This window comes from Microcoleus sp. MOSTC5, assembly GCF_036701825.1.
Taxonomy (GTDB): Bacteria; Cyanobacteriota; Cyanobacteriia; order Cyanobacteriales; family Microcoleaceae; genus Microcoleus; species Microcoleus asticus.
In genome coordinates this window covers 102632-120350 of sequence record NZ_JAUBRK010000002.1, presented here as the reverse complement: position 1 = coordinate 120350, position 17719 = coordinate 102632, and the positions used below count along the sequence as shown (strand labels likewise).

16 protein-coding genes are annotated in these 17719 nt (G+C 44.5%); 6 read left to right on the top strand and 10 right to left on the bottom strand.

What is annotated here, in order from left to right:
- Window positions 1-80: 80 nt before the first annotated feature.
- From QUA54_RS01500 to QUA54_RS01485, 4 genes are all read right to left on the bottom strand, one after another.
- Window positions 81-1169: an ABC transporter ATP-binding protein gene (locus tag QUA54_RS01500; RefSeq protein WP_333412806.1), complete on the bottom strand. Its 1089-nt coding sequence runs from the start codon at window positions 1167-1169 to the stop codon at window positions 81-83.
- Window positions 1170-1389: 220 nt separating this feature from the next.
- Window positions 1390-2451 carry a spermidine/putrescine ABC transporter substrate-binding protein gene (locus QUA54_RS01495; RefSeq protein ID WP_333412719.1) on the bottom strand — a complete coding sequence of 354 codons (1062 nt, stop codon included), beginning with the start codon at window positions 2449-2451 and terminating at the stop codon, window positions 1390-1392.
- A gap of 51 nt (window positions 2452-2502) precedes the next feature.
- A complete protein-coding gene (locus QUA54_RS01490; protein ID WP_333412717.1) occupies window positions 2503-3360 on the bottom strand; it encodes an ABC transporter permease in 858 nt (285 codons plus the stop codon).
- 110 nt (window positions 3361-3470) lie between these two features.
- On the bottom strand, window positions 3471-4316 hold the full coding sequence (locus tag QUA54_RS01485; protein ID WP_333412715.1) for an ABC transporter permease: 846 nt from the start codon (window positions 4314-4316) through the stop codon (window positions 3471-3473).
- 101 nt (window positions 4317-4417) lie between these two features.
- Between QUA54_RS01485 and QUA54_RS01480 the strand changes: the two genes are divergently transcribed.
- Window positions 4418-5929 (top strand): FAD-dependent oxidoreductase, encoded by a 1512-nt coding sequence (locus tag QUA54_RS01480; RefSeq protein ID WP_333412713.1) that lies wholly within the window; start codon window positions 4418-4420, stop codon window positions 5927-5929.
- 247 nt (window positions 5930-6176) lie between these two features.
- Here QUA54_RS01480 and QUA54_RS01475 read toward each other — a convergent pair whose 3' ends face one another.
- A complete protein-coding gene (locus QUA54_RS01475) occupies window positions 6177-6590 on the bottom strand; it encodes a peptide chain release factor 1 (RefSeq protein ID WP_333190409.1) in 414 nt (137 codons plus the stop codon).
- A gap of 165 nt (window positions 6591-6755) precedes the next feature.
- Between QUA54_RS01475 and QUA54_RS01470 the strand changes: the two genes are divergently transcribed.
- Both QUA54_RS01470 and QUA54_RS01465 read left to right on the top strand, forming a co-directional pair.
- Complete coding sequence (locus QUA54_RS01470) at window positions 6756-6962, top strand: hypothetical protein (RefSeq protein WP_190734170.1); 207 nt, start codon at window positions 6756-6758, stop codon at window positions 6960-6962.
- A gap of 238 nt (window positions 6963-7200) precedes the next feature.
- Window positions 7201-7626 carry a DUF6335 family protein gene (locus QUA54_RS01465; RefSeq protein ID WP_333412711.1) on the top strand — a complete coding sequence of 142 codons (426 nt, stop codon included), beginning with the start codon at window positions 7201-7203 and terminating at the stop codon, window positions 7624-7626.
- Window positions 7627-7719: 93 nt separating this feature from the next.
- Here the strand turns inward: QUA54_RS01465 and QUA54_RS01460 are convergent, their stop codons facing one another.
- The 3 genes from QUA54_RS01460 to QUA54_RS01450 form a co-directional block, all read right to left on the bottom strand.
- On the bottom strand, window positions 7720-8400 hold the full coding sequence (locus QUA54_RS01460; protein ID WP_333412709.1) for a response regulator transcription factor: 681 nt from the start codon (window positions 8398-8400) through the stop codon (window positions 7720-7722).
- Complete coding sequence (locus QUA54_RS01455; RefSeq protein ID WP_333412707.1) at window positions 8397-9851, bottom strand: HAMP domain-containing sensor histidine kinase; 1455 nt, start codon at window positions 9849-9851, stop codon at window positions 8397-8399. The genes QUA54_RS01460 and QUA54_RS01455 overlap by 4 nt, the downstream gene beginning before the upstream one ends.
- A 158-nt stretch (window positions 9852-10009) precedes the next feature.
- A complete protein-coding gene (locus QUA54_RS01450; RefSeq protein ID WP_333412705.1) occupies window positions 10010-10621 on the bottom strand; it encodes a cupin in 612 nt (203 codons plus the stop codon).
- Window positions 10622-10906: 285 nt separating this feature from the next.
- Here QUA54_RS01450 and QUA54_RS01445 point away from each other — a divergent pair, with 285 nt between their 5' ends.
- The 3 genes from QUA54_RS01445 to QUA54_RS01435 all read left to right on the top strand — a co-directional run bounded on the left by QUA54_RS01445 (window position 10907) and on the right by QUA54_RS01435 (window position 14880).
- Entirely contained in the window at window positions 10907-11695 is a 789-nt protein-coding gene (locus QUA54_RS01445; RefSeq protein ID WP_333412704.1) for a YHS domain-containing (seleno)protein, read from the top strand.
- A gap of 177 nt (window positions 11696-11872) precedes the next feature.
- A complete protein-coding gene (locus tag QUA54_RS01440; protein ID WP_333412702.1) occupies window positions 11873-14146 on the top strand; it encodes a glycosyltransferase in 2274 nt (757 codons plus the stop codon).
- 32 nt (window positions 14147-14178) lie between these two features.
- Window positions 14179-14880 carry a DUF4079 domain-containing protein gene (locus QUA54_RS01435; protein WP_333412700.1) on the top strand — a complete coding sequence of 234 codons (702 nt, stop codon included), beginning with the start codon at window positions 14179-14181 and terminating at the stop codon, window positions 14878-14880.
- Window positions 14881-15038: 158 nt separating this feature from the next.
- On the opposite strand, the gene QUA54_RS01430 is transcribed toward QUA54_RS01435, so the two are convergent.
- Together QUA54_RS01430 and QUA54_RS01425 are read right to left on the bottom strand one after the other, a co-directional pair.
- Window positions 15039-15917 (bottom strand): sugar ABC transporter permease, encoded by an 879-nt coding sequence (locus tag QUA54_RS01430; RefSeq protein WP_333412698.1) that lies wholly within the window; start codon window positions 15915-15917, stop codon window positions 15039-15041.
- A 334-nt stretch (window positions 15918-16251) separates the two neighbouring features.
- A complete protein-coding gene (locus QUA54_RS01425) occupies window positions 16252-17715 on the bottom strand; it encodes a CIA30 family protein (protein ID WP_333412696.1) in 1464 nt (487 codons plus the stop codon).
- Window positions 17716-17719 lie beyond the last annotated feature (4 nt).

The window sequence follows — 17719 nt, the reverse complement described above, 5'->3', positions numbered from 1 at the left end:
CTATACTCATGAATCCTGAGTGCCACTATAATACGTGCATTCGTGTGAAAATCCGTGTCGTGTCTGCCTTCTTCCTGCTGCTATAAAATACAGATACTTTCCGGCGGCACGGCAACTCGAACGCTATCGCCGACTTGGTGTCGCTGCAAGTCATCTCTGTGCAAGTTTTGTCGGCGAAGGGCGATCGAACTTTTAGCAGTCAACCGCACCGTATAGCGCGTGTCAGTGCCAATATAAATAGCCTCTTCTACTATTCCCGGCCAGCTATTTTCAACATCACAATTAGCCGGGAAAATAGCAGCTTTTTCTGGTCGCAACACCAGGGTGACAACTTTCCCAGGGGGAATATCTTCTGCTGTTGCAACTAACACGGGCAACTGCTGGTCAACCAACACTATTATTTGAGCGTTTTGGTTTTCTACTACTTGCCCGCTTAAAAAATTGCTGTCGCCAATAAAATCAGCAACAAACCGCGTTTTAGGATATTCATAAATATCAACAGGTGTCCCGACTTGTTGCAGTTTTCCTCCCTCCATTACTGCAATTCTGTCTGACATTGTTAGCGCTTCTTCTTGGTCGTGAGTCACATAAATAAACGTAATTCCCAATTTTCGCTGCATTTTTTTTAATTCTAACTGCATCTCTTTACGCAATTTTAAATCCAGCGCTCCTAGGGGTTCATCCAACAGCAAAACAGACGGCTGTTTGACTAATGCTCTTGCTAGGGCTACTCGCTGCTGCTGTCCCCCTGAGAGTTGGCGGGGATAGCGTTTTTCTACATCGGTTAACTGTACTAATGCTAAGGCTTCAACAACGCGATCGCGAATTGTTTTCTGAGGCAAATTCTCCATTTCCAACCCAAAAGCGGCATTTTGTGCTACTGTCATGTGCGGAAATAAAGCATAGTTTTGAAATACCGTATTTACTGGGCGGTGAAATGGCGGGCGATTTTGCATCGGTTGACCGTGAATGTAAATTTCGCCCGCTGTGGGAATTTCAAAACCCGCGATCATTCGCAAAGTAGTAGTTTTGCCGCAGCCGGAAGGGCCGAGTAAAGAAAAGAATTCTCGATCGTAAATTTGCAGGTTGATGTTATCGACAGCTAAGAAATCTTGACTGCGGACACTTTTAAATACTTTGGAAACTTCTAAAACTTCGACAGCGTGCATTGTGTTAGTATGTATGAGTGATAAAAATCTGAGTTCGAGTCCGGTTAAACTGATATCTTGCACCATTCTCCATTACTTGTTTAGGAACGGGCAAGATGCCCGTTCCACAAAACTTAATTTTATTGTGGAACGGGCATCTTGCCCGTTCTTGACGATGCTGCAACTCCAATACAAACTAAAAATTGAAGTAAACCAGCCCCGGCAGAAACCTGTTTTATATCTACTTTCCGGCCCCTGCTTTAACTTCCGTCCAAGCTCGATCGTACAATGCAGTTGCTTTGCCGACATCTTGCAATAATTTCATTTTGCCAAACACCTCAGCCGGCGGGTAAATTTGAGGATTTTTCAAATCGTTCGGGTCAATTAAACCTCGATCGATGGCTGTTTTGTTGGGTGAGCCGAAGTGGGTAAAATTGGAAATTTGGGCCCCTACTTCTGGCTGCAAAATAAAGTTAATAAATTTCTCGGCTAACTCTTTTTGGGGCGCACCTTTGGGAATTGCCATGTTGTCAGAAAAGATAATTGTTCCTTCTTTGGGAATAGCGTAGCGGAGATTGGGATTTTCTGTCATCACCTGAAAAATATCGCCGCTCCATTCCATCGTCAGATTTACTTCTCCTTGATCGAGCAAATTTTGACCGTTGTCGGGGACAAAAGCTGCAATGACATTTTTACTCTTAATCAGCAAATCGCGGGCTTTGTTAATCTCTTCGGGATTGGTTGTATTTGGATCAAATCCTAAATACATTAAAACTCCTGCAAATGTGTATCTGGCATCGTCTTGCCACGCCACTTTTCCGGTATATTTCGGGTCGAACATCGCCGCCCAACTGTTGATATCGCCCTTGGTGGTTTTCACGTTGTAGCCAATTCCCATCGTTCCCCACTGGTAGGGCAGAGAATATTTATTCCCCGGGTCAAAAGCTTGATTGATAAATTTAGGTTCTAGGTTTTTTTGGTTGGGAATACTGTTTAAATTTAACGGTTCAATTATATTTTCTGCGATCATGATTTTCACCATGTAATCGGCGGGAAATATTAAGTCGTAACCGGGGTTTCCCTGTTTGAGTTTGGCATAGAGTGCGTCGCTGTTCTCGAAAGTGTCGTATTGAATTTTAACATTGTTCTCTTTCTCGAATTGGGCGATCGCTTCTGGGGCGATATAACTTGCATAATTGTAAATGCTGAGCACTTGCTGCTGGTTGCCACCTGTGGGGCTACAGCCGAAAGCCACCGTTGCACTCATCACAAACAAAATTAAGAAAGTCAGCAGGCGTTTCATAGGTTGTGTTAGTTGCAGACGACAATAATTATGACACAGAAAGCAAAATTTTTAACTTTTTTGAACTTTTAACGATGATAAAACCAGCAATAAGGAAGCCAACAACATCAAAGTTGAAATGGCATTAATCGCTGGCGTCACTGCAAATTTTATCATGCCGTAAACAAATAGCGGCAGCGTCATCGAACCGACGCCGGTGGTAAAGAATGTCACGACAAAATCGTCCAGCGACAGAGTAAAAGCCAGGAGTGCCGCGCTGAAAATAGCGGGCCAAATTAGGGGTAGAGTGATGCGCCAAAAAGCCCGCCATTCGTTAGCGCCTAAGTCAAAAGCTGCTTGTTCTAATTGAGGATCGAGTTCCGCCAAACGCGCCCTGACGGTAATAGTCACAAAGGAAATATTAAAAACAACGTGACCGATAATTACGGTAGGTAAGCCGAGATTGAGGCGAAGTCCCGTGAGATTTTCTACGATCCGAAATACTAGGGTAAAGAAAACTAGCAGCGAAATGCCGATCGTAATTTCGGGCATGATAATCGGCAAAAACAGTAAAGCCTCTACTGCTTTGCGTCCTGGGAAATGAAAGCGTTCGAGTGCTAGCGCGATCATTGTACCAAAAATTGTGGCTAACACAGTCGAAATAGCTGCAATTAGCAAGCTGTTGTTAAGGGCTGTCAAGATTCCGGCGCTACTACTCGTAGCAATCGTCCCGCCTGTATTGCCAAACAAACTGCGGTACCAATCGAGGGTAAACCCGCGCCAAACGGCATTGAATCTGGAGGCGTTAAAGGAGTAAATAATTAAGATGAGAATGGGCAAGTAAAGAAAGGCAAATGCTAGTGCAGCTTGTACCAAAAGCCACTTTTTGCCGATCGCCCGCACGAGCAAGTCTAGTTTTGTTTTAGTCATTAGTCATTAGTCATTAGTCATTAGTCAGTAGTCATTAGTCAGTAGTCATTAGTCATTAGCGCATCTTAACCTAAACGCAGGGTGCAAAGATTTGTGTATACCTTACCTTATTAAGTTTCATCAGACACGCGGAAGTAAATTAACACAGGAATCAATATGATTACCGTCAACAGCATAGAAAGCGCCGATCCAAAAGGCCAGTCGCGGGCTTTCATAAACTGATTTTGAATCAAATTTCCCACCATAACTGTTTTAGATCCCCCCAATATATCCGGTGTGATGAAAGCGCCGACGGCGGGAACAAAAACTAAAATAGATCCTGCAACAATACCGCGGCTTGTTAATGGTAAAAATACGCGCCATAAAGTGCGGATATCGTTTGCCCCTAAATCGTGAGCGGCTTCTACCAATGAAAAATTGAAGCGTTCTATGCTAGAATATAAAGGCAGAACCATGAAAGGTAAATAGCCGTAAATAAGACCGATCGCCACAGCGAAAGGCGTAAAAAGCAAGTTTAACGGTTCGCTAATAATTTGCAGGCTTTGCAAGGCTGTGTTAACTACTCCTTCGCTGCGCAGGAGTATGATCCAGGCGTAGGTTCTCACTAAAAAATTAGTCCAAAATGGAATAATTACCAGCAAAAGCAAAGCATTTCGCCAGCGGGGAGAACGGGTGGCGATAAAGAATGCTAGGGGATAGCCAACTAACAAGCAAGCGGCAGTTGTCAAAAAAGCCAGCCAGAGCGATCGCCCAATTACTCCTAAGAACAGTCCGCTGAACAAACGCTGGTAGTTGCTGAGAGTAAATATCCAAGTAACACCGCCGTAAGTACCGCGTTCTAAGAAACTGTACAACAGTACAATTAGCACGGGCAAAATAAAGAAAACCATCAGCCATACGGTGGCGGGAAATAATAGCAGCAACAAGTTAGTCTGCTGGCGGTTTTTGACACTCATTATTCACTCAAGCGAAATTTAGCACATAATTCAACACATTTTATATCAAATCCGCATTTTATGAATTATGTCATCATTAATAAATTATCAAGAGGTACGCAATGTCAGCAGAATCGTCAACCCCAAAAATAGTCGTCGTCGGTGCAGGATGGGCCGGTTTAGGCGCTACCTATCACCTAACCCAGCAAGGCTATGATGTCACCCTGTTAGAAGCTGGCCCTTATCCGGGAGGCTTAGTTGCAGGGTGGAAAACCGCCGGCGGGCGTTCCGTAGAAGCTGGGATTCATGGCTTCTGGTATCCCTACAAAAATATCTTTTCCTTAGTCAAGGAATTAGGACTAGATCCCTTCACGCCTTGGACTCGTTCTTGTCAGTATTCACCCGCCGGATTGGAAGTAGAATCGCCGATTTTTCAGGACGAACCGATCCTTCCCACACCGTTAGGAACCTTTCTTTACACCCGATTTAAAAGGTTGCCATTAGTCGATCGGCTTTCAGCCTTACCCTTACTCTACGCCGTCCTAGATTTCGACAATTCCGACGAAGCTTGGCGGAGGTACGATCGCGTCACAGCCCGCGAACTGTTCAAACAGTTTGGCGTTTCTGCAAGACTGTACCGCGATGCTTTTGAACCGATGTTATTAGTAGGTTTATTTGCACCAGGAGAACAGTGTTCTGCTGCCGCAGCTTTGGGAATGCTTTATTATTTCATCTTAGCCCACCAACCGGATTTTGATGTAGTTTGGTGTCGCGGAACAGTCGGAGAAAAAATATTTCGCCCCTGGGTCGAACGCCTGGAAAAACTCGGCGCAAAAGTATTGACAAACCAACGAGTTACTGATTTGATTGTTGACAGCAACAATCAAGCAACTGGCGTTGTTTGCGGCGACAAAACCTTCGAGGCAGATGCAGTTATTTTTGCAGTTGGCGTCACGGGGATGCAAAAAATTATCAGCAGCAGCCCAGCTTTGCAAAGCCGCCAAGAGTTTCGGGACGCGATGAATTTGGGTGCAGTTGACGTGTTAGCTGTTCGCCTTTGGTTTGACCGAAAAATTGACATTCCCCTGCCTTCTAATGCCTGTTTTGGATTTAGTTCAACTACAGGTTGGACGTTTTTTGATTTGAATGCTTTGCACGACGAATTTCGAGCCGAACCGGGAACAGTTGTCGAAGCTGACTTTTATCACGCAAATCAATTAATTCCCCTGAAAGATGAGGAAATTGTTTCCCTAGTTCAGCGGGATTTAGCGACTTGCATTCCGGCTTTTCGGGAGGCAAAAGTAATTGACAGCAGCGCGATTCGGCTGTCGCGGGCGGTGACGCATTTTGCCCCTGGCAGCTATCAGTATTTGTTGCCTGCGGTAACAAGTTATGATAATGTATTCATGAGCGGCGATTGGGTTGTGACCCGTCACGGTTCTTGGTCGCAGGAAAAGGCTTATGTTACTGGTTTGGAGGCGGCAAATTTGGTAATTTCGCGTTTCGGAATCGGAAACAAAGCAACAATTATTCCCGTGGAAGCTGACGAACCGCACATTCAAATCGGGAGAAAGATTAATCAGTTTACTCGCAGTTTGACTAAAACATTCATTCCCGATTTTTGGCTGCCATAAGAAGGAAGAAGTTCGGCAACGGATTCTGTAACGGATTTAACGGATGGAAGGAAGAAGGAAGAAGGAATTTCTTGCTTTAAGCGGTAAGGTGCGCAATGCGCACCCTACATATAGACTAATAACCAATGACCAATGACTAATAATACTATTTTTACAAAAAAATGCAACTGTAGACAAGCTCGAAATCCGAATCTTCATCAGTCATAGCCAATCTAAAATCTAAAATCTAAAATCTAAAATGGCATGACTATCGCCAATAAGGCCGGCCCTTCCAAAAAACTCCCACCGCAATTCCTATTAGTGCAGTTTCTGATAAACTTGCTAAAGAAGCAGGTATGGGTAGGAATGATTTTAAAACCAAACCCAAGAGCAGGCACAAAACTAAAACCCACAAACTAATTCGGTTGAGCAAAAATTGTTGTTGCCAATACTCTAAAAAGTACACTGCTAAAGCTCCCATTCCCACTGCTGCTGCAAAAGGTATCAATATCCCGAGGGAGGAACCGTAGAGAAGCGTCACCCCGTTGCGGATTGGCCGCGATTGCGTGAAACCCCAGGCTAAAAATAGTTCCAGTCCAATCACGATTGAGTTGACGAGAGCGGCAATTTGCAGCATTTCTCGCCAAGGTAAAAGTTTTAAGCGCCGCAGAAAATTACTCACGATCGGCAGATTAGGTAGGTTGCTTTGATTTTATAACAGTTTTGCGCTGGCGATCGACCTTTGATGACAATTTGTGAAGTAAAATAAAGATATAGAGCAGTCTCTTGACAAATTCACCCAGAGTACCTGCCTATTAGTTGTTGGAAGTGTGAAAGGAAAAAAGTTATGGTGGAGAACACTGTCGATTGTGCTGTAGCTTGCGTCAATGGCTGCGTTCTGGGCGACAAGTGCCCGAAGCGGGAATACGCAGAAGCAACGTCCAACTTTATTGAAAATACTTCTCTGGATAAAATGCTAGAAATAGCAGAGGAAGCGGTGAGAAGGAAACGGATGGAACCCCCCAAATGGGTAATTCCTGATTTTCCCGAATAGAATTAGCCTCCCCATTAAAAAGCGATCGCCCGTTTCCAAAGGGCGATCGCTTTTTGTATTCCCAATGAAATAGCTGAGCGGAATAAATATATTTCCTGAGATAGAAGCTAAAAGCTTAAATAGCAATTAGGATACCACTTAATTATAGCCATCGGCAATTACTAAAAACAATTCAGTTAAAGCCAAATTAGGACATTTTTAATTTAATTGAGTTCAAAAACAAACAGGAGCAAGTATCGTGGCACAGCAAAAAAAAGGCAACGAAAAAAAAACAACAGAACGCGATAATTTGGGCGAATTGCCTCAAGAAATTACCGAATCTTACGGTACCGGCGTCATCGACGATCAACCGGGATTGAGCCAAGACGACATAACAACCCTGCAGGACAGCAGTTCGGAATACTCTTCCAGCAGTTCCCAAATCGGCGGCGAGGATGGCGATCCGGCTGCGGAACAAGAAAGTGCCACTGGCGAGCAATCGGTGGGCGGAACCGCGCCTACTCCCGACATGGATATGGTTGACGAACTCGGAGCCGCTGCGGGGATAGAAATGCCCGATGGGGCTATTTTGCACACAACAAATATGCTTGAACATCGAGATGAAAGTCGGTGGGAATTAGACCCGAGTTCTGCGGAAGATTATCAAGAACGACCGGATTTCTAGGTCTATTTGGTACAAAAAAATAGGTAGTATAATAGGAGCGGGTTCACCAGTATCCATACTTCATATCCCAAGTATTTGTAAATCCGCCCCTCCTCACTTTTGCTCTCGCAACACGTATCCAACTCCCCTAACCGTATGCAGCAGGCGTTTTGAGTTACTTGCTTCTAACTTAATCCGTAACGCGCGAATATACACTTCAATAATGTTTGACTCGCCCATAAAATCGTAACCCCAGACTTTTTCTAAAATTCGATCGCGGCTAATCACTTGACGGTGATTTCGCAGCATAAATTCTAACAAATCAAACTCTTTGGCAGTGAGCTCAATCAGTTGATTGCCTCGATAAACTTCACGGGTTAAACCGTTCAAAATTAGGTCTTCAAATTGTAAGTTATCGGCGTCATTTTGTTGAGTTCGGCGCAGACGGGCTTTGACTCTCGCGAGGAGTTCTTCCATACTGAAAGGCTTAGTAACATAATCATCGGCTCCAGCATTTAATCCCGTCACGCGATCGGGTACTTCATCTTTTGCTGTCAACATAATTATTGGTACTTGAACACCAGTCGATCGCAACCTTAAACAGATGTCTAATCCAGAGATGCCGGGAAGCATCCAATCTAAAATTAATAAATCCGGTTGAGCATCACGAGCGATCGTTAATCCATCCAATCCATTTGGGGCGACAGTGACGTGATATCCTTCCAGACTAAGTTCAGATTCGATGAACTTTGCCAGTTTAGGGTCATCTTCAACAAGGAGAATGCGATCGCTCATAGCTGCGGATTCCAGACAGGTAAGGTGATAGTAAAAATACTACCTTCTCCCGGTTTAGATCGGAGCGTAATACGTCCTTCCATGCCTTCGATCAGGCTTTTGGCGATCGCCAATCCCAACCCTGTACCGTCTCTAGAGCGCGTCATTGACTCATCTACCCGGTAAAATCGTTCAAAAATCCGGTTTTGATGGGGGAGAGAAATACCAATTCCGCGATCGCCCACATGAATCATCACCTGCTGTTCCCTCTTTTCTAAGACTAACTCAACTGGTTGTTCGGGAGCAGAATACTTGATTGCATTATCGACTAAGTTAATTAACACTTGTTGTAAACGATCCTGATCCGCACAGGCTACAACATCCTCATCAGTTGACACCAAAATAATTTTCCGATTGCTAACTTTTTGACTCATTTCGGCCACCTCAGCCACCAGAGTATTCAGGATCACCGGATTCAAACGAAAGTGCAAGTTGCCACTATCTGCTCGTGCCAAATCGAGCAAATCTTCTAACATCCGAATCGTGCGTTCAGTTTCCCCAACCGCTGTTTCCAGTGCTTGTTGCTGATAGTCACTTAAGTTAGTGCTGCGTCGCAGCAAACTTTGTAAATAACCAACTACAACGGTTAGAGGAGTGCGTAATTCGTGGGAAACATTACCGACAAATTGGCGTTGCTGCTCCCAAGAACCAGATAAGCGAAACAACATCTCATTAAAGGTTTGTGCTAGTCCTAAAATCTCATCAGGAGCCTGATGCAGTTGGAGTTTGGCCGCCTGCAAATTATCAGCCGACAAAGTGCTAGCTACCTGACTCATATGTTCCAAAGGATGGAGAGCATGACGAATGCGACTGGCGATCGCCAACATTAACACTAAGATTACCACAATACTGACAAAAATTAGACTGCGAATCCCATCATTTAATTGACGTTGCTCATCAGTGATATCTTGAGAGAAATATACCGTACCCAGTAACTCATTTTTGATCCTCAGAGTTCTGCTACAGATCACCAAATAGCGATCGCCCATCTGAACAAAAGTCGGCTGTGCAGGTACTTCCGTCAACGAGATCATCTTCGTAATCTTAGAAGATTGCAAATCCATATCAGGTGAATTCACCAAAAGCATCCCATCATTTCGCTTCACCCACACCATGATTCCTCCTGTGGAAGCTTTATGCACACTTCGGGTTAAGCCAATTTCTAGTGAACCCATTTCACTATAAAGCTCAACTTGTTCTGGAAAGCGTATTCCAATGTATTCCAGGGTTTGTTTATGGGCACCCACTAGATTTTGCGACCTTTGCCAGCCGGCCCAAAATGCCACACTGCTAAGTCCTAAAATCGAGAGTACCAGCAATTCCAGCGTCAGGCGAAACTGAAGCGAAGAGGTGGAAATTCGCTTGCCCGTGAGAGGGTTGATAGCGGCTATGACTTGGCAAATTAGCTTCATTTTATCGTCAGGTAGTGAGAAGAATTAAGCATTAAAATGAGTCAAAATTTAACTACATAAAGTTAGTATCGCGTGGAACAGACGAAAGTTGGTGCAGCCGCGATAATCGCCCGTTATATTTGAGATTTGTTGATATTTGCTTCGATCGGACTGCTATCTTAAAAGTTTTCCGCAGTGCCTTTAATCTGGTTAAACTCAAACCGTCGATCGTAATCTGTTACACCATAAAGATTAAAACTAATGGTTGGTTTATCTCCCAATGCTTCCACATGATGAATCGCATCTGGCATTAAGCACAAAACGTCACCAGGGGCAAGCAAAATATCGCCCACTGTTGTGATTTTATCGGGAAACTTGCGAGTTGGCGATCGCTGCCAAAAAGTATTTTTCTCCTGTCCATCAAGTAGCGCCACCAATCCCCAACTGGCATGATTGTGAATCGGAGAAACAGCACCCGGTGCCCAAGCCACCAACTGCACCGTCAGAGGAAAAAATGGTTCATCATAAAGTGTTTGTACGGCCCAGCCTGTCTCAGAGTCAGGCTCAAGGAGAGCAATTTGAAACCAGGAAGAACTATCTAACAACCTGCGGACAAGGGGACAAATTGCCTGGAGTCGTAAATAATCATCACTAATTTGGTCTAATACATCTTCCAAGTCAGTTAAAAAGCGGTAAAGTCGGTAGGGATGGGTCAAATCTTCAATTTGACTTGTAGCCTCAAAAATATTGCACTGTCCATCATCAGTCACTAACCAGTCTTGTCCTGTCATAATTTCTCAACTCGCGGTTAAATTACTGCACTACTAAAAGATAATCAGGGTTAATCTCCACTCTATAAGACATTCCTGGCAACTAGATGATGCGTTCCTAATTCCCAGATGAATTTTTGCTGAAGAAAGTGGCGTATAAAGTATTCAGAGTTTTATCTCCCATCCATCTCTTCCTCATCTAGCACTCATTTTATTGAGTGTTAATGTAAACAACCTCAAGTCTTGAGGACAACAAAAAGCCAGAAAAATTGCCAGAGAGCAAGAAGTCTCAAGCAAATATCTGGGATGGAACTATTAACAATTTATCTGGGAATTAGACACATGAAAGTAAAATACATTACCACGATCGCCATTGCCACCATTCTCGGTTTGGCAACAGCTAATGTTAGCTACGCCAACTTCAAGGCTGCCACAAGCTTAAACTCTACAACCGTTTCATTCAAGATTGCAGAATCCAATCCTTGTGCTGGTAAAGCCAATCCTTGCGCGGGTAAAGCCAATCCTTGCGCGGGTAAAGCCAATCCTTGCGCGGGTAAAGCCAATCCTTGTGCTGGTAAAGCCAATCCTTGCGCTGGTAAAGCCAATCCTTGTGCTAGTAAAGAAAATCCTTGTGCTGGTAAAGCCAATCCTTGCGCTGGTAAAGCCAATCCTTGCGCTGGTAAAAGCAGCACAGCAACCGTTCATCCTCAGTTTTACACTGAAAAAGGTGTGGCTCTTGATGGTCAGGATGTCGTAGCCTATTTCACCCAAAGCAAATTAGTTATGGGAGTTAGCCAATTTAAACATAATTGGGGTGGAACAACTTGGATGTTTGCTAGTGCAGCAAACCGTGATATGTTTGCTCAAAATCCTGAAAAGTATGCTCCTCAATACGGTGGATATTGCGCCCAGGCTACCAGTGAAGGAAATCTTGTTGTCACTCAGCCTGACGCTTGGAAAATCGTTAATGGGAAGCTTTATCTCAACTACGACAAGAAAGTACAAGCACAGTGGATGGGGGATATCCCCGGTCACATTGCTTCAGCAAACAAAAATTGGCCGGCTATTCTGAATAACAAAGAACTGTTCCGCTAAGCTCAAATAGAACTTAGGGCGGGCGGGACACCCCACAACCAATTTGATGTCTGGTGGCACAGGCATCTTGCCTGTGGCTGCTTAGGGCGGGCGGGACACCCCACAACCAATTTGATGTCTGGTGGCACAGGCATCTTGCCTGTGGCGCCAATTCATATAATTTGCTGAAACAAAATTATGACTTCATGGCTTAATTATTTGGGCTTTCATCGTCGAGATAGTATCCCCAGAAACCGAATACCGATCGCCACCCTCGTCATGTTAGGTTCGGTTATTTTAGCGGGTGGACTGGTCGCTGCTTGGTTTTCCGGTAACGGCACTCTCGATCGTCTATTTGCTCAACTCCAAGCAATGCAGAATCATCCTCCGATGTGGCTGCAAGTGCCGATGGTAATGGGGGAGTATTTGCTAACACCTACGGTCGCTCTGCTGGCGATTTCCCTGCTAATTATGCGGGTTTCGCCCATACCCCGAACCTGGTCGCGGACGGTAGTTGTGGGAATTTTGTTGATTTTGGTGACTCGTTATCTGCTGTGGCGATCGCTCACAACCTTAAATGTATCCGATCCATTAGATGGAGTCTTTAGCATTGGGTTGTTTGTTCTAGAAATTTTCCTCTTGCTTACCAATATCCTTCAGTTATTTTTGATGTTGCGGGTAAAGGATCGCCGTTCAGAAGCGAATCGGTTGGCAATCGATGTGGTTGAGGGTCGATTCACGCCATCGGTTGACATTTTGATTCCCACTTATAATGAGCCTGTTTATATTCTCAAACGCACGGTAATTGGTTGTCAAGCCCTCGACTATGCCAATAAAAAGATATATCTGCTCGATGACACCCGGCGTGAAGAAATCCGGCAACTTGCAGAGGAATTAGGGTGTGAATACATCACTAGACCTAATAATTTTCATGCGAAAGCAGGGAATTTGAATCATGCCTTAGCTTATACTCAAGGAGAGTTCATTGTTGTATTTGATGCCGACTTTATCCCTACCAAAAACTTTCTGATTCGCACCCTTGGTTTCTGCCAAGATCCCACAGTGGCCCTGGTTCAAACGCCTCAAAGTTATTACAATGCTGACCCGATCGCCCGTAATCTAGGCTTAGATAATATTATCACACCTGAAGAAGAGGTTTTTTATCGCCAAATTGAACCGATCAAAGATGGTGCCGGCAGTGTAGTTTGTTCTGGAACTTCCTTTGTGGTGAGACGCAGCGCCTTAGAACACGCCGGAGGATTTGTCACCGAATCTCTTAGTGAGGATTATTTCACCGGCATTAAACTCTCTGCTAAAGGCTATCGCTTGGTATATCTCAATGAAAAACTCAGCGCTGGCTTGGCGGCGGAAAATATTGCAGCTTATGCAACTCAACGCCTGCGCTGGGCGCGAGGAACTTTACAGGCGTTTTTTATTGATTCCAATCCTCTGACTATTCGCGGACTTAAACCGATTCAGCGACTGGCTCATTTTGAAGGACTTCTGCATTGGTTTACCTCCATTCCCCGCGTGGGTTTTCTGTTGATGCCTTTAGCTTATTCCTTCTTGGGCGTGATTCCCATCCGAGCCAGTGTTCAAGAAATGTTGTACTTTTTTCTGCCCTATTATTTAGTACAGTTAACGGTTTTTTCTTGGTTGAATCACCGATCGCGATCGGCATTACTGTCTGATATTTATTCACTGTTACTAGCGTTTCCGCTGGTTCTGACCATCGTTCAGGTGATGCTGTCTCCCTTCTCCAAAGGATTTAACGTCACAGCCAAAGGCACTGTGAGCGATCGATTTTCCTTCAACTGGAAGTTAGCGCTACCGTTGGTGCTATTATTTATTCCGAATGCGATCAGCCTGTGGCACGTTCTGGGAACCTGTTTGATTCAAGTTCAGATGCACGCATCAGAGCCTGAAATCATCCAGCATTTCAAAGGGTTGGGGATTGGCTGGATTTGGAGCGCCTACAACCTTTTAATTATGAGCATCACGCTGTTAATTTTGTTAGACGCTCCTAAATCAGATCGGTATGAATGGTTTGATTTGCGTCGATTGGTACGGCTGGCGATCGATGGACAAATCTTTTGGGGCGTGACTACTTTCATTTCTGAAGTGGGGGTTCATTTAGAGATGACTCAAGCCCAATTGCCTGTTATTATTACAGGAGAAACACTCCCGGTGACACTAAAAATTCTGGAAGATAATTTGAGCTTACAAGGGCAAATCGCTCAGATTGACTTGAGTGGTGAATTTCCCTCTGTACAGATCCACTTTGACAAATTGGATCTTGTTCAACATCGGTGTCTGGTGGAGATGTTGTTTTGCCGTCCAGGTCAATGGAAACGTCCTTGCGCTCCTGGTGAGTTAAAGTCTCTGTTCCTGCTATTTGGGATTTTGTTGAAGCCTCGGATTTTGTTCGATCGCGATCGGGCGATCGATTTCCTGAAGGTCTCAAAAGTTTAGTTTTATCAACTTTAAGAACAAAAAGGTGTTGTATGGAATTTAAAGATTTTATGGCTTTGCTGCATCCTATTTTAGCTGTAGCGATTGTTTTTCCTATACTTGGTGTTGTTCTCAATATGGCGTGGCAAACTATGCAGCGTCGGAAGCAAATTGCGATCGACACCAAGAGCAAAATTCCACCTGTAGTCGGTTCAGAACACGTCAAAGCAGGTCGAATTCTGTCAGGTTCTGTGGTAGGAGTGACCTTGTTGGGTCTAGCCTACCCGATTTTTGAGCATATTTTGAGCAAGGATGTTTGGAGCAAAAACTCGTTTCAGGTCATTTTCATCGTGCTGATGTTTGTTGCAACTGTCGCCTCTTTGGTCATGCTATATCGAGCTACACCCGCTTTATGGCGCGGCATATTTGCCACCCTAACAGGTACTGGCTTGGTGATTCTTGGCACTCAAGATGGCGTTTATCGGCTAACCAATGAATGGTATTGGTCTCACTACTACATTGGCATCACCGCTGCGCTAATTATGGTTTTCTCCCTTGCGATCATTCAAGACATTTACAAAGACCGCTCAAATCGCTGGCGCACTATCCATGTGATCTTGAACTCGATCGCTGTGCTGCTCTTTCTGGGACAGGGAATGACCGGAACCAGGGATTTATTACAAATTCCTCTGAACTGGCAGAAACCCTATATTTATAGCTGTGATTTCGCCAATAAGACCTGCCCAAAGCCGTGAGCGATCGCATTACTTCGAGACTCAAGTCTAAAATTAGTATAAATTAGACCAATAAACCCGGTTTCTGAAGGTAACAAAGTCCTGGTAATCAGAGGAATGAGAACGAGAAACCGAGTTTATGATGCCCCGATTGCGTCCGTCATAATCAGTCATAAATCTTAATCATTGCGAGCCAAACCCTGAAGGCTAACTTGCAAAATCGACAAACCTAAAATTAGCAAAAACAAAACCAGCCCGATCGTACAAGCATAGCCAATTTCCAAATCATTAAAAGCCCGTTCATAAAGATAATAAACAACAGTCTTAGAACTATTGCGAGGGCCGCCCTGAGTCATAATATAAACTTCTTCAAAAACCTTAGTAGCAGAAATCGCCGAAATTACCGCAACTAAAACTAAATAAGGCTTCATCAGCGGCACAGTAATATCCCAGTGCTTTCCCAAACCATCAGAACCATCAATAGCAGCCGCCTCATAAAGTTCTGCCGGAATAGCTTGCAGCCCTGCCAAATAAATCACCATGTAATAGCCCAATCCTTTCCAGATAGTAACTGCCATCACGCTAAAGATTGCTAACTTCGGATTAGCCAGCCAAGAAACAGGAGGTAAACCAAACAATTCCCCCAACTGATTTAGCAGTCCAGTCTCAGCAAACAGCCACTTCCAAGCAATCCCGGCGACAACCATTGAAATCACCGCCGGCGTGTAGTATGCTGCTCGAAACCAGTTCATTCCCTTAAGTTTTTGGTTGCACAAAATCGCCATTCCCAAGGGTAGAACAACCAATACAGGCACAACGCAGGTGAGATACAGCAGCGTATTCGTCAAAGTTTGCCAAAATGTGCGATCGCCCCACAACCTGTAAAAATTCTTTAAACCCACCCACTGTGGCATTTGAGTTAAATCATATTCGTAGTTGGTAAAACTCAAATAAAAAGCTTGCACCGCCGGCCACAAAACAGTCAAACTCAAAATAAATAAAGCCGGCAGTAAAAACAAATAAGGCGTCAAATAGCGTCGGGAAAAAGTGACAGACATAGTAATTGATAATTGGTAATTTTACTCGTTAACAGGCTCTGCCTGGTAACGCATATCCGGAGGCTCTGCCTCCAATTTTCCTACTAACAAGCGAGGCAGAGCCTCTGGACATTAATTCCCAGGCATAGCCTGGGAAACAGTTATAAAACTCGCATTTGTAGGGGGCTATTTACTCGTTAACAGGCTCTGCCTGGTAACGCATATCCGGAGGCTCTGCCTCCAATTTTCCTACTAACCAGTGAGGCAGAGCCTCTGGACATTGATTCCCAGGCTATACCTGGAAACCAGTTATAAATCACCAAGCGTACCTCATTTTACTAAGAAGTGCTATATGTTATTTAACTCCAGAAAACAAACCCTGCCAATCTCCGGGAGAACCGGCATTTTCCCCCTCTTTCACCTCAAAAGTAACATTGCAAGCTTGAGGTTGTTCCAAAGCCTGCACGCACAATTCTGCAATATCTTCCCGACTGACTTTGCCCCTAATATTGTCTCCTTGCTCAAATATTAAATGTTTGCCTCCCGGTTCTTCAGTCAAAGCGCAAGGTCTGACAACAGTATAAGGTATGCCGCTCGATCGCACGCAATCTTCCCCTTTCAACTTCCAAGTCAAAATCCCCCCCAACATATCATTCATCCTGACTGCCGGCGGTTCTTCTTCCAAGTTAATTCCGGGGCGGCCAGGGCGGGTAACTCCTGCCGAACTCACCATCACAAATCGCGGCAAAGTCTGTCCCCCATCAGCTTTAATAGCTTCTAACTCCAGTTGAAAAATACCAGGTGTAAATTTCGGGTTGAGCGCGCCGTCATATTCAAGTTTGCTCAACATTAACTGAAAAGAAAAAATAGTGCTGGCATCAAATTTAGAGCCATCCTTAACAGTTTTGGCGCGGAATACTGGAATTAACTCATCAAAGGGAACGGTGACAGTAATCCAGATATTGTAAACAGTATCAAACGAATAGCAATAGCCAATTCCATCCCATTTAGCTTCGCTGCGAACAATCAATTTGTAGCGCTTGCCGTCCCCTTTGACGCGCAGTTGGAGGCCGCTAAATCCTGCGAGGTTAAGCGGAGGATCGAAGTTGCGGGTACGCACGGAAGCAAAGCCGCCCGAGTTGGCAGTAGAAACATTGCCTGTGAAGATAGCTGTATTGTCTGTAAGTACGATCGAACTTTCGCTAGTGCCGCCCATCACGATGTCGTCGAGGGAACCCCAAGTTTCTTTTAAATCTTGGCTGGGTTTTGTGAAGTCAAAAATTGTTTTGTCGCCTGCTTTAATTAGCTGGCGGCGAACAGCTTGTACTAAATTATTGATGCCTTTGTATTCGACTATTTCGGGAACATCTACAACTTCCGGCATATAAAATTTGATACCTTGATAGTATTTTTCCCTGGTTGGGGTGTCTCCTTCTATCGGTTGAACTTTCGTGCCGGTGCAGCAGATAACTGCTTCTACGCCCTCGGTTACTAGCGGTGTTAGAGTTTCTGAGAGAGTGATATCTCCTTCGACTAACTCGACATTTTTGCCGAGAATTTCTGTTGCTCTTTTAGCATCTCTGACGAGGCAGCGTACTTTATATCCCCGCTGTTGCAGCCGCTTGACAACTCGCTTCCCGACGCCGCCGGTGGCACCGGCTACCAGTATCAGTTTGGGTGGGTCTTTTTTAGTGTTGCTGCTGCTTCCAAAGAGTTGTTGCAGCCAGCTAATGCTGCCAATGAAGGGAATGACGCCAAAATAAGCCAAGGTTTTGACAAATCTGCCGGCATCCCATTGGGCGGTTTTTTTTTCAGTCATACTC

Bases quoted from the DNA above. Each gene is read 5' to 3' on its own strand.
- QUA54_RS01470 (WP_190734170.1), top strand. From the start codon at position 6,756: ATGGTGGAGAACACTGTCGATTGTGCTGTAGCTTGCGTCAATGGCTGC.
- QUA54_RS01445 (WP_333412704.1), top strand. From the start codon at position 10,907: ATGGAACTATTAACAATTTATCTGGGAATTAGACACATGAAAGTAAAA.
- QUA54_RS01430 (WP_333412698.1), bottom strand. From the start codon at position 15,917: ATGTCTGTCACTTTTTCCCGACGCTATTTGACGCCTTATTTGTTTTTA.
- QUA54_RS01495 (WP_333412719.1), bottom strand. From the start codon at position 2,451: ATGAAACGCCTGCTGACTTTCTTAATTTTGTTTGTGATGAGTGCAACG.
- QUA54_RS01435 (WP_333412700.1), top strand. From the start codon at position 14,179: ATGGAATTTAAAGATTTTATGGCTTTGCTGCATCCTATTTTAGCTGTA.
- QUA54_RS01500 (WP_333412806.1), bottom strand. From the start codon at position 1,169: ATGCACGCTGTCGAAGTTTTAGAAGTTTCCAAAGTATTTAAAAGTGTC.
- QUA54_RS01440 (WP_333412702.1), top strand. From the start codon at position 11,873: ATGACTTCATGGCTTAATTATTTGGGCTTTCATCGTCGAGATAGTATC.
- QUA54_RS01455 (WP_333412707.1), bottom strand. From the start codon at position 9,851: ATGAAGCTAATTTGCCAAGTCATAGCCGCTATCAACCCTCTCACGGGC.
- QUA54_RS01450 (WP_333412705.1), bottom strand. From the start codon at position 10,621: ATGACAGGACAAGACTGGTTAGTGACTGATGATGGACAGTGCAATATT.
- QUA54_RS01425 (WP_333412696.1), bottom strand. From the start codon at position 17,715: ATGACTGAAAAAAAAACCGCCCAATGGGATGCCGGCAGATTTGTCAAA.
- QUA54_RS01460 (WP_333412709.1), bottom strand. From the start codon at position 8,400: ATGAGCGATCGCATTCTCCTTGTTGAAGATGACCCTAAACTGGCAAAG.
- QUA54_RS01485 (WP_333412715.1), bottom strand. From the start codon at position 4,316: ATGAGTGTCAAAAACCGCCAGCAGACTAACTTGTTGCTGCTATTATTT.
- QUA54_RS01490 (WP_333412717.1), bottom strand. From the start codon at position 3,360: ATGACTAAAACAAAACTAGACTTGCTCGTGCGGGCGATCGGCAAAAAG.
- QUA54_RS01480 (WP_333412713.1), top strand. From the start codon at position 4,418: ATGTCAGCAGAATCGTCAACCCCAAAAATAGTCGTCGTCGGTGCAGGA.